Annotated in this window: 11 protein-coding genes; 5 read left to right on the forward strand and 6 right to left on the reverse strand. The window is 51.7% G+C overall.

The features are described from left to right. Nucleotides 1-9: 9 nt before the first annotated feature. The 3 genes from WCI03_09885 to WCI03_09895 all read right to left on the reverse strand — a co-directional run bounded on the left by WCI03_09885 (nt 10) and on the right by WCI03_09895 (nt 2,486). Complete coding sequence (locus tag WCI03_09885; protein MEI8140163.1) at nt 10-543, reverse strand: LysM peptidoglycan-binding domain-containing protein; 534 nt, start codon at nt 541-543, stop codon at nt 10-12. A 19-nt stretch (nt 544-562) separates the two neighbouring features. After that, complete coding sequence (locus WCI03_09890; GenBank protein ID MEI8140164.1) at nt 563-1,270, reverse strand: DUF1638 domain-containing protein; 708 nt, start codon at nt 1,268-1,270, stop codon at nt 563-565. 223 nt (nt 1,271-1,493) lie between these two features. Further along, nucleotides 1,494-2,486, reverse strand: a complete 993-nt coding sequence (locus WCI03_09895) for a uroporphyrinogen decarboxylase family protein (GenBank protein MEI8140165.1) — start codon at nt 2,484-2,486, stop codon at nt 1,494-1,496. On the opposite strand from WCI03_09895, the gene WCI03_09900 reads away from it, so the two are divergent. Genes WCI03_09900 through WCI03_09915 form a run of 4 tightly spaced genes read left to right on the forward strand, consistent with a single transcriptional unit; the run spans nt 2,478 to nt 6,190 of the window. Next, a complete protein-coding gene (locus WCI03_09900) occupies nt 2,478-2,546 on the forward strand; it encodes a helix-turn-helix transcriptional regulator (protein ID MEI8140166.1) in 69 nt (22 codons plus the stop codon). The genes WCI03_09895 and WCI03_09900 overlap by 9 nt on opposite strands. 50 nt (nt 2,547-2,596) lie before the next feature. After that, nucleotides 2,597-3,577 (forward strand): aminotransferase class IV, encoded by a 981-nt coding sequence (locus WCI03_09905; protein MEI8140167.1) that lies wholly within the window; start codon nt 2,597-2,599, stop codon nt 3,575-3,577. Nucleotides 3,578-3,579: 2 nt separating this feature from the next. Then, nucleotides 3,580-4,971: a sodium:alanine symporter family protein gene (locus WCI03_09910; protein MEI8140168.1), complete on the forward strand. Its 1,392-nt coding sequence runs from the start codon at nt 3,580-3,582 to the stop codon at nt 4,969-4,971. Between the two features lie 7 nt (nt 4,972-4,978). Next, nucleotides 4,979-6,190 carry a hypothetical protein gene (locus WCI03_09915; GenBank protein ID MEI8140169.1) on the forward strand — a complete coding sequence of 404 codons (1,212 nt, stop codon included), beginning with the start codon at nt 4,979-4,981 and terminating at the stop codon, nt 6,188-6,190. Nucleotides 6,191-6,214: 24 nt separating this feature from the next. Here the strand turns inward: WCI03_09915 and WCI03_09920 are convergent, their stop codons facing one another. From WCI03_09920 to WCI03_09930, 3 genes are all read right to left on the reverse strand, one after another. Next, nucleotides 6,215-7,474 carry a glutamate-5-semialdehyde dehydrogenase gene (locus WCI03_09920; protein MEI8140170.1) on the reverse strand — a complete coding sequence of 420 codons (1,260 nt, stop codon included), beginning with the start codon at nt 7,472-7,474 and terminating at the stop codon, nt 6,215-6,217. A 20-nt stretch (nt 7,475-7,494) separates the two neighbouring features. Next, complete coding sequence (proB, locus tag WCI03_09925; protein MEI8140171.1) at nt 7,495-8,310, reverse strand: glutamate 5-kinase; 816 nt, start codon at nt 8,308-8,310, stop codon at nt 7,495-7,497. Nucleotides 8,311-8,372: 62 nt separating this feature from the next. Beyond that, nucleotides 8,373-9,035 (reverse strand): gamma-glutamyl-gamma-aminobutyrate hydrolase family protein, encoded by a 663-nt coding sequence (locus WCI03_09930; GenBank protein ID MEI8140172.1) that lies wholly within the window; start codon nt 9,033-9,035, stop codon nt 8,373-8,375. A gap of 44 nt (nt 9,036-9,079) precedes the next feature. On the opposite strand from WCI03_09930, the gene WCI03_09935 reads away from it, so the two are divergent. Next, a complete protein-coding gene (locus WCI03_09935; protein MEI8140173.1) occupies nt 9,080-10,264 on the forward strand; it encodes a hypothetical protein in 1,185 nt (394 codons plus the stop codon). The last annotated feature ends 77 nt before the right edge of the window (nt 10,265-10,341 follow it).

Raw genomic sequence — 10,341 nt, forward strand, 5'->3', positions numbered from 1 at the left:
CGCGAGGGTTCACTTGGGAATAAACAGTTTCTGCCCGGCACGCAAGGTGTCGGATTTTAGGGAATTGGCTTTTTTGATGGAACTGGCGCTCACCTTGTAAGCCACGGCTATGGCCGACAAGGTCTGGCCGGATTCAACCACATGCTCAACTCCGGACTGAGAACCGCCACTTCGCCCGGAGGACGACCGGCCTGACGAGCCACTGCCAGATGACCCCACAATGGAGGCCACCTGATTGACGATCTGTTTGCGATCCGCATCACGGCCTGCCGCTAAAGACTGCACCTGACGTTCCAAAGTATCCAATCTGTTTCGGACAAGCATGTCTTCCTTGGGCGCCCCTTTCATGGAACCGAGGTCGCGCTGAAGGTTCTGCTGTTCCAACTCCAGTCCGTTAATTTTCTCCTGAATGCGTTGCACATTCTCTTGCAGCTTCTCCATGTCAGCCTGTTGCTGCGCCACCGTATTCTGATCCACCAGCGTCACACAGCCACTCCCCAGCACCAATACAACGCCCATCAAGCCACTTAAAATTGTTTTCATGAATTGCTTCCTCTTAAATTCAATTTGTTTTCAATACTTGTTCATCATGTGAAGGCATGATGGCCTGCCCCGGCTCCACAACCAGAAATCGATCGGCATCCCATTGGCCACACACAAAATCTTTAATCAGGGAGGCATCACCTGAGAGTTCGTCGCACTTCCACCCCAGCCACTGGGCGCATTCATGGGTGAATTGCTTATGCCGGGTCGTATCCCCAACCCCAAGATCAACATAGGCGGCGTTGTTATACTCCTTCATCCAGTTCTGTTCCATCTCCATCAGATAATCGGCATTTTCCTCCCCATACTTCTCAACATACTCCTTGCGCAGCAGATCGTAGCGCCCCTTCCCGGGTTGCACCGAACATTCGACCCAACCAGGCGTATACCAGTAGGTTCCCGGATGAGCGTCAAAATACGTCCGATACCGCTCCTTGGTTCCCAGAAAAAGCGTAATACAGTCATGCGCCTTAGGTATAACCATCTTCTTCGTGCGGGAAACCACTCCCGCCGCTCCATTACTGCACAAGCCATATCCCAGCAAAATAGCGTCACACTCGTCTGGCGCCTCATCCACCGCAGCCTGAAGCTGAACCTTCAATAACTCCGGCGTATTGTGCAGGCCCTGCTTGATAAAATTGAACGTGAAGTAATGCGGCGACAAGGATGCAAAATAGCACAATTCCCGCCACAACACATGACACGCGATTAAATGATATTTAGCCATAATACCCTCCCTGCGAAGAAGCAGTCACACATGGATTCAATTTTCCCGATTCATCATCCCTTAAAATCTTTTGATAATAGTGTCAGAATTCCACCAGAGAGGGAACTGGTAAATCAGCATTGCTCTCATGGCTCCTTGCGCGACCAGAATGGACGATTTGCTGAAAAGGTCCGTTTTCTCCCCACAATCGCGCTTACCTGCAATGCGAGATTCGCGGGGGACTTCAGACCTGCATCGCATATTCATTAAAGAGGCGCAGGAATAAGCGATAGTCCTCCAAGGACACGGCAGGCGGCGTCTGATGGTCCACGGAGATCACAAACCCTCCCTGGCGCGCTACAGGCATCAGCCGTTCAAACTCTGCTCGCAGGGCCGCCTCGCCATGATGCATCACCATCTTGTCGAAGGCACCCACATACAGTTGCTTCGGGTGGCGTTCACGCAGGATGTTGAGATCGACCCCGGCCTGCCGTTCCAAGGGAAGAATCCCTTCGATGCCAGCCCGGTCAAACCATGGGGCAGGCTTCGTGATGTTCCCATCAGAATCAACAATCACCCGCACACCATATCCCTTTAAGCGGGGCACAACGTGCTGATAGGACGGGAGCAGGAATTCATCAAACTGCTCCTCCGAAAGCATGGGCCCATTGTTGTAGCTCAGGACTTCGGCAAACGTCATGAAATCCGGCCGGCAGATGGCGCAGATCTCATCGATTACCCGGAGATTAAAGGCGACAAGATCCTCATTCATCCTATGCATCAATTCGGGCTGATCATAGAATGCATAGAGATGGGGCTCAATGCCCATCAAGGTGCGCGGATACCAGAAAAATCCTTCCAGAGTAAACCAGAGGATATCCCCATCCTTCCGTTGACGCCGGGCCCAATCCTCCCACCGTGCCACATCGATCAGAGGGCCGGTCTTGGGATAAAGCAAGGGGCGTAACGCCTCGTACTCGTCGGCTGTCTGCACAACCGGGGCACCATGTAACGCTGGTTGGGGGCAACGCCACTTGTGCGGCGCGATCCAGTCCTGATAGTTGACGTCCATCCCGAAATAGCGATAGATCCCCTGCCGATCCAATCCGACAGGTAGCCCTTCGCCTTCCCAGCGTCGGATAGTCAAATCCCACCAGGACGCCCATTCCAGAATGGGCAATCGGGCGAAAAGATCATTCAAATCTCGACTGATTGCGGGTTCAACGACCTGAGCCATTTCAACCGCTGTTTCCGGCGATTCTGCGGTCTCACCCCGATGGCCTATCGACGACGCTGAAATCCCATCTCGCTATTGTCCACTACTAAACGGCCTGTTATGATCCTGCCATGAAACGTTTTGAACTCTCTGACTGGCCCGCGCTTGCGGAGTCCCTGCGACGCCCCTACCAGAACACCTATTATGCCATGTATTCCAGCGTTTACGGCGGTATTGTGACGGATCCCCGCCTGATGCTGATCCCCATTGACGACCACATGGTTCATCGGGGGGACGGCGTTTTCGAGGCACTGAAATCCGTTGACGGGAACATTTATAACCTGAACGCCCATTTGGATCGTCTCGTCAACTCGGCACGTGGAATTGCGTTAAATTTACCCGTCAGTTTAACTGAATTAAAACAGATTCTCATTGAAACCGCCCTGGTTGCCAGTCAGCCCACCAGTATGATCCGGATTTATGTCTCTCGCGGACCAGGCGGCTTTGGGGTCAATCCCTATGAATGCCCGTCCGCCCAACTCTATGTCGTAATCACCGCACTCGGGACGCCGTTCATGACTCTTCATCCCGAAGGAGCCCGGCTCTGCACGAGTGCCATCCCCGCCAAATCGGCCGATATGGCTAAAATCAAAAACTGCAACTATGCGCCCAATGTGCTGATGAAAAAGGAGGCCGTGGACCGGAAATTCGATTTTTCAATGGGGTTTGATGAACGTGGATTTCTCACAGAAGGCGCCACTGAAAACATGGGCATCGTCTCGTATGACAACCGCCTGCTGTTCCCCAATCTTGACCGCATTCTCACAGGCACCACCATGCTCAGGACTATGGCGCTTTCGCAAGAACTCGTTCGTGACGGCCTTCTGAGCTATTCGGGATTGGCTGACATCACCCTGACGGATATTTTTTCCGCCCGCGAACTGATCATTGCTGGCACCACCCTGAATGTGGTGGCGGGCGTGGAGTTTGATGGACGCCCGATTGGGACAGGTAAACCTGGCCCCATTTATCAACGTCTTGCCGCACTGCTGGAAAATGACATGCGTAAAAACCCCGCCGTACTCACCCCGCTTAAAGGAACTTCAACCTGATGATTGATACAATTCACCATTGGATTATCGAAGCTAACGGCTTTCTATGGGGCCCCCCCATGCTGATTTTACTTTTCGGAACCCACATCTTTTTAACCCTCCGTACAGGGTTTATGCAAAGACATCTGGTCAAGGCCCTGAAGCTGTCAGTGACGAAAGAAAAGAATGCCATTGGCGACATATCACCCTATGCAGCTTTGACCACGGCTCTCGCGGCCACCATCGGAACGGGTAATATCGTAGGCGTTGCCACGGCAGTGGCTTTGGGCGGTCCCGGCGCCGTATTATGGATGTGGCTCACGGGGGTCCTGGGAATGGCGACCAAATACTCAGAAGCGCTGCTGGCTGTCAAATACCGGGTCCAGACAGCAGATGGTTCCATGCTGGGGGGACCGATGTATGCGCTCGAAAAAGGGCTCGGCCTTAAGTGGCTGGGTCTATTATTTGCCTTTTTCACCGTGGTTGCCTCATTTGGCATCGGCAATATGGTTCAAGCTAACTCGATTGCCTCATTGGCACAAGAAACGTTGCATACCCCGCCCCATGTGGTTGGGTTAATTCTTAGTGCTCTGACCGCTCTGGTCATTCTCGGCGGTATCCGGTCTATCTCGATTTGTTGTGAATTTTTAGTTCCTTTTATGGCCATCTTTTATGTTGTCGGCTGTTCACTGATCCTATATGCCAATTCCGCCTTCATTTTCCCTGCACTAAAACTGATTGTGGATTCTGCCTTTTCCACCACCGCCGCAGGGGGTGGATTTGTGGGGGCTACGATCGTTATGGCCGCACGCTTTGGTGTTGCAAGGGGCCTGTTTTCAAATGAATCCGGTATGGGATCCGCACCCATTGCGGCGGCCGCTGCACAGTCCCGTAATCCTGTGCGACAGGCTTTGGTTTCATCCACGGGAACGTTCTGGGACACAGTAGTAATCTGTGCGATAACAGGACTGGTGATCGTCACCAGTGTAATGAAATCCCCTGTGGCACTATCCGGACTCAAAGGCGGGGCCTTGACTAAAGCCGCCTTCGAGTCTTTACCTGGCATTGGCCCTATCGTACTAACGGTGGGACTTCTCACGTTTGTCTTTTCCACCATTTTAGGCTGGTCATATTACGGGGAACGATGTGCTGAATATCTTTGGGGCAAAAAAACAATCCTACCCTACCGGATTTTATGGGTACTTGCAGTCTATGCCGGATCTGTATTATCCCTCCAATTTGTGTGGGATTTTTCCGATATGGCCAACGCCATGATGGCCATTCCAAACTTGATTTCCCTACTCCTGCTTTCCGGTGTGATTGCCAGCGAAACACGCAAATATCTAAGAGAAGGCCACTTGGATGATGCTACCAGCACCGCAACAGAAACCGCTGGAATCAAAGGTAAGGTTTGATAAATTCATGATAAAAAAAGCCTTCATCCACTCACTCCGCTCATTTACCGGATTACTGATCTTTCTCGCGGCAGCCGCAGGAGCCTCTGGAGAGGAGCCCGTTACTACTTCGCAAGAAATCATTACGGCCATTCGACCTTTCCCGCCAGAAGCTCAGGGGTCCGTGGATTCCATGCTTGCCTTCGCCCTATCCCCCTGCACCAACTTCTCCCCAGACACAGTGAAACCATTGGTGGATTTTGTGCGCCAAGCCTGTCTCACAGACAGCGGATGGGAACTTCCTCAGTTGAACGGGGCAGCAGGCTCTGCGTATATCATGAAAGTCAGGGTTCCATTGTCACAATATCTAGCCCTGAATTTTCATCCAGGAATTCCCGACTATGCCGTATTCCCGGTAGCACTACGTTTCTCGGCATGCCTGAATAGTAACGATATGCAGCGCGCCTATGCATGCATAGGCGCTGGGCCAACGGGGACCTTGCAGTATGTGACAGACCGGATAACCGGTATGGAGGAAATCACGCCCAACCCGGAATCGGGTTGTTATTTTTCCTATACTAATTCGCGAGTGTTCCTCCGGTGCAAAGTCGACACACGAGACGTTTTATTCTCCTGCGCTGAGACCCTCGCTCCCTCATCATTCAGCAATCGCGGAATTCTGGTTGGGCCCCTTGACCAGGCCTTATTTTATTATAGTGAAAAGCCAGGACTGAATGTACCGGGTATGACATGGATGCTCTCTCAAATTAGCCATTCCACGACGCTCAGCATCTATATTGCGTTGAACTCCAATGAAACCGCGGTTGCAACGTTTGCCTGGCTGAACGCAGGATGGAAAGGGATGAATGTAACCCGAACCACTCATATTCTCAATTCACAGAAAAATGCATTGGATTGTTCACGCAGGATTGCTCAGCATCCCAAAGTTTCCGCTCCTCGCCTCGCCGCCATCGTGGATGATGTCAACACCATGCCACCAACCGCCATTGATGTGGAGTATGGGAAATATCTGGCCTATATCACCATGTGGCGCGACAACCCGAAGTCTGACTTCTGTAATACCTCACTGTTAAAAAAGCTTTACGATCCCAAAGCAGCGGAGGCCATACCGCTTTCGCATCAACGAGCGCTCCTCGTTCAGGAACGGATTAGGGTTCTAATGGACAGGCCCACTTGGTCCAGCAGGCCCGATTCAGGGAGTCTGGTTTCCCGCAAATAACGTAAACATGAAGAACGGGAATTATCACTCCCTGACTTGGCCATCCCCGGTAATGACATATTTATAGGTTGTCAACTCCTCAAGCCCCATCGGACCACGACAGTGAAGCTTGTCGGTACTGATCCCGATTTCCGCTCCCATGCCAAATTCGGAGCCATCTGTGAAGCGGGTGGATGCATTGACATAAACCACGGCGGACCCCACATCATGGGTGAATTCTTTCTGGGCGTCCTCACATTCAGAAATGATGGCATCGGAGTGGTTGGAACCGTATTTATTAATGTGCTCAATTGCCGCCGTCACAGAGGGGACCACTTTGACGGCAAGAATGAGGTCCAGATATTCTGCATACCAGTCCTCCTCTATCGCCGGCTTCATGGTCGGCACGATGGCACGAGCTGCCTCATCACCACGAAGCTCAACGTTCAATTCAACACCAAGCCGTTGGGCAATGATGGGCAGAAACTTCGCCGCAACCGCCTCATGAACCAGGAGTGTTTCCATCGCGTTACACACGCCCGGTCGCTGACACTTGGCATTTTCGCAGATTTTCAAGGCCTTTTCCAAGTCGGCTGTTTCGTCTATGAAGGTATGGCATACCCCTTTGTAGTGTTTGATCACCGGAATACGGGCCTGCTCAACTACGGCACGAATCAGGCTTTCCCCACCACGCGGAATAGCCAGATCCACCATACCCTCCAACTGGACCAATTCCCGAACGGCATCCCGATCAGTAGTCGAGACCCATTGAATCGCATTTTCAGGAAGGCCGGCTTTACTCCCACCCGCTTTTAAAGCCTGCACAATAGCCCCATTGGATTGAATGGACTCTTTCCCCCCCCGCAAAATAACCGCATTGGATGTTTTGAAACACAACCCAGCCGCATCAGAGGTCACATTCGGGCGAGCCTCATAAATGATGGCAATCACTCCAATAGGAACCCTGACTTTGACGATTTCCAAACCGTTCGGACGAATCCACCGACTGATTACCGCGCCTACGGGATCCTTAAGGCCCGCCACTTCACGTAACCCCCTCGCCATGTTATTGATACGGGAATCAGATAGAGAGAGTCGGTCTATCATGGCCGCAGCCATCCCATTGGCCTTGGCGGCCTCCACATCAAGGGCATTCGCCCTTTTAATGGACTCACGTTGAGCTTCAACTTCATCGGCCATAGCCAGTAGAATCGCCGTCTTCTTCCTGGCAGACAGCCTGGCCAACCCTCTGGACGCAATTACTGCTTGTTGGCCCATCGCCACCATTTCTTCATGAAGTCCCATAAATCCTGCCTTCTCAATGCTTACAATGATGCCACCACAAAAGTACCGACGTCCGCCCCTTGCACGACTCGGGTAATGTTACCCAATTTCCGGCCATCAGCAATCACAACATGGCATCCCGCCTGAGCTGCCAGCTTGGCTGCCCGAAGCTTGGAACCCATGCCCCCCTTTGAAAGCGCATTTTTCTGCCCCGTCACCAGCGCCAGGGTGTTCTTGTCAACTTTTTCAAGACAGGGTACCCGCCGGGTTCCCCCATTGGCTCCAGGCGCACGCAATCCATCCACCGTGCTCAAGATGATCAACAGATCGGCACGGATCATACGCACCACCAGAGAGGCCAGGAAATCGTTGTCCCCTAGCTTAATGTCCGCACGAATTTCCTCATCGGCCACAACGTCATTTTCATTCACAATCGGGATAACCTTGTGCCGCAACATGTTCTCGATCGTGCGGCGGGCGTTTGTGAGGCGGATCTTATGATCAAAATCATCGTGTGTAAGTAAAACCTGCCCCACTTTACAGCGTTTTGCCGAAAATAATTTATCGTAGGTTGCCATCAAGCGGCATTGCCCCACGGCTGCCGCCATTTGCAGATCCGGTAATTCGGTTGGCCTCGTTGCCATCCCTAAGGCCTCCATCCCTGCCCCAATGGCGCCGGAGGTCACGAGGACAACCTCGATACCCGCATGGCGAAGTTTCGCCATTTCGTCAACCAAACCCCGGATTCGACGATGTTCCGGTCGGCCTGTTTTCTGAACCAATACACGACTGCCAATCTTTACGACTACCCGTCGCACATCGACAATACTTTGCCTTAATTTCAGGGATTCATTCATTGCCCAAACCCACTCCTTCACTTTACATCATGAACGCATTCAAAACTTATATAACAAATCCGTTATTTCTGTCGAGCCGCCGCCCATTTAAAGAAATTACTCAGAATCTTAAACCCATCGGAATAACCTTCACAGGCCTCCTCCGGATGAAACTGAACGCCATAGAAGGGCTTAGTCCGGTGTCGGAAGGCCTGCACCTGACACGCTTTACTGCTGGCCAATATGATGACCTCGCTCCCAATCCCCTTGATTTCACTGCGATGAAACTGCTGAACCCGGACGATCTTACCTAGCCCATCAAACAGGGGGTCTTTTTGCAATATAGTGACAGGGTACACACCCCACTCTTTGTATTCACCAGGATGGTATTTTGGATTATGATCGGCCTCTTCCTCAGAGAGCAAGTGCATGATTCCCAAAGTGCAGCCGAAGAATTCCGCAGCTAATTGTTGTCCGGCACAAATCCCCAACTGAGGGATTGCTGAGGTCATCACAACCTGCCGATAATTACGAGTTTGTCGCACATCATACTCTTCAAAAGGGGTAGAAGACCCACTGTAGACGATCGCACGGGGGCGGAGCACCGACAACATCTTCAAATTCAATTGCTTATAATGGATCATCAAACAATAATCGCCAGACGTTTCCTCCAAAGTCAATCGCGGGCGCTGCCAGTTCCCGGCCAAATACTTCTCTGCAGTTTCCATGATCACATACAAAATCATAATCGAAATTCTCCCCATTGACACCGTGAAATGAAGTGTAGATTATGCCGTACATGCACCTATTTGACCAGAAATTTGGAAAAGCGATGGCCGCTTCCTGGCTCTATTTAGCCATGTGTCTTCCCTCCTTTGCCGCGGCGCCCCTTTTTGCCCGATTTTCTCCCGATCGTGCCACCATCTATGCAGGCGAAGCCTTTCAGGTAACATTGGCCATCCACATCACAGGGGAAACGCTTGCCCCACAAATTTCAATTGACGCGCTTCCTGCTCCTGACCAATTACAACTCTATCCATTTCAGGAACTTCCTATTGAACACGTTACACTTGAAGGGCTCTCCTACGAGGTCCGGAAATTCCGGGCATGGGCGCGAGCCCCTAAAGCTGGATCGGTTGTCTTCTCCCCTCGCCTTAATGGAACCTTCATCCAAACTACCCGTTCATTTTTCATGATGCAGGAATCAAGGCGTCCAGCCAGTATCCCCATCGAAGCCTTGAATTTATCCATTCAGCCTCTACCTGAAGCAGGGCGCCCGACAGATTTCTCCGGGCTTGTTGGGCGGTTTGCCTTCTCAGTCAATCCAATACCTCTCAATATTGCCCTGGGTGATTTAATTACAGTTGTTTTCACGATCGAGGGGGATTTGTTGCCGGATATCTATCTAAAGCCCGGCATAAAACCTCTCCCTGAACTTAAGGTATATGAATTGAAGGCAGTGGCGGGTGAGACCACCCCCTCCCGGCAAGTTTTCAACCAAACCATTGTCCCGGTCAGCAGCACCCTCACCGCCATTCCAGCCTGCTCCCTGAGCTTCTTTGATACTCGCAAAATGCAGTTTATAATCCTGACCGCAGGCCCATTCCCCATCCACTACCACGCAGAGCATACTCCGGCTCAATCCGTATACTCACCTACCCAGAACGTCGCCAAGGCTGGGGAAACCAACATCATCAGCCGCAGCGGCTTTGGCAAAAGCCCCAGTATCAGGGATCGCATCTGGCTGCATTTAACGAATGAGAAATTGCTAACCATTCAGGGAGATGCAGAAATTCAGGTGTTTTTGACTCCCTCAGAATCTTCAAAAAAACTCTTCACATTGAAGCCGGGCATCTCCGTGATCACGGGTGTCACCAACGAAAATTGGATGTATATCTCCGCGCCAGAGGGTATGGGGTGGATCCCCTTATCGACCATTTCAGAATCTATCCCTGCCGCCATTTCGCCGAAATAGACATGGTGCACCTGGCCGGGATCGAACCAGCAACCTTCAGCTTCGGAGGCTGACGCTCTATCCAATTGAGCTACAGG

Source organism: bacterium (genome assembly GCA_037143175.1).
Lineage (GTDB): Bacteria > Verrucomicrobiota > Kiritimatiellia > CAIKKV01 > CAITUY01 > JAABPW01.

What these genes read in the sequence shown, in the direction of transcription:
- WCI03_09885 (MEI8140163.1), bottom strand. Translation starts at nt 543, where the DNA reads ATGAAAACAATTTTAAGTGGCTTGATGGGCGTTGTATTGGTGCTGGGG.
- WCI03_09890 (MEI8140164.1), bottom strand. Translation starts at nt 1,270, where the DNA reads ATGGCTAAATATCATTTAATCGCGTGTCATGTGTTGTGGCGGGAATTG.
- WCI03_09895 (MEI8140165.1), bottom strand. Translation starts at nt 2,486, where the DNA reads ATGGCTCAGGTCGTTGAACCCGCAATCAGTCGAGATTTGAATGATCTT.
- WCI03_09905 (MEI8140167.1), top strand. Translation starts at nt 2,597, where the DNA reads ATGAAACGTTTTGAACTCTCTGACTGGCCCGCGCTTGCGGAGTCCCTG.
- WCI03_09915 (MEI8140169.1), top strand. Translation starts at nt 4,979, where the DNA reads ATGATAAAAAAAGCCTTCATCCACTCACTCCGCTCATTTACCGGATTA.
- WCI03_09920 (MEI8140170.1), bottom strand. Translation starts at nt 7,474, where the DNA reads ATGGGACTTCATGAAGAAATGGTGGCGATGGGCCAACAAGCAGTAATT.
- proB (MEI8140171.1), bottom strand. Translation starts at nt 8,310, where the DNA reads ATGAATGAATCCCTGAAATTAAGGCAAAGTATTGTCGATGTGCGACGG.
- WCI03_09930 (MEI8140172.1), bottom strand. Translation starts at nt 9,035, where the DNA reads ATGATTTTGTATGTGATCATGGAAACTGCAGAGAAGTATTTGGCCGGG.
- WCI03_09935 (MEI8140173.1), top strand. Translation starts at nt 9,080, where the DNA reads ATGCCGTACATGCACCTATTTGACCAGAAATTTGGAAAAGCGATGGCC.